This window comes from Fructilactobacillus sanfranciscensis DSM 20451, from assembly GCF_001436035.1.
Classification (GTDB): Bacteria; Bacillota; Bacilli; order Lactobacillales; family Lactobacillaceae; genus Fructilactobacillus; species Fructilactobacillus sanfranciscensis.
In genome coordinates this window covers 1-464 of record NZ_AYYM01000060.1, presented here as the reverse complement: position 1 = coordinate 464, position 464 = coordinate 1, and the positions used below count along the sequence as shown (strand labels likewise).

Below are 464 nucleotides of genomic sequence, written 5' to 3'. Positions count from 1 at the left end.
CCTCAAGCTACTACACAAAGTAGTGCTGCACCTGTACAACAAGCACCTACAGCACCTACAGCACCTGCACCAGCTGCTAGTGCTCCTGTAGCATCTAATGGTACCATGGACGGAATTGCTCAAGCAGAATCTGGTAATAATTATAATGCTCGTAATGGTCAATACATTGGTAAATATCAATTGTCAGCATCTTACTTAAATGGTGACTATTCACCAGCTCATCAAGAAGAAGTTGCTCAACAATATGCAGTGAGTCGTTACGGTTCAGTTTAAGCTGCTGCAGCTTATCACGCCGCACATGGTTCATGGTAAAAAATAATTATATTAAATAATTGAAAAAACGATTGAATTTTAATAATTCAGTCGTTTTTTTTGCTTTTATAAACTATTATATTTCTAATGTTGTAAGTTTAATGAAATGTTAATCTAAAATTAATATCAATTACTGGATTGAAGTCAATATT

General features: G+C 34.7%; 1 protein-coding gene. It reads left to right on the top strand.

What is annotated here, in order from left to right; all coding sequences use genetic code 11:
• Nucleotides 1–273 (top strand): aggregation-promoting factor C-terminal-like domain-containing protein (locus FD36_RS06850; RefSeq protein WP_479682565.1); only part of this gene is annotated, 273 nt, incomplete at its 5' end.
• Between the last annotated feature and the right edge of the window lie 191 nt (nt 274–464).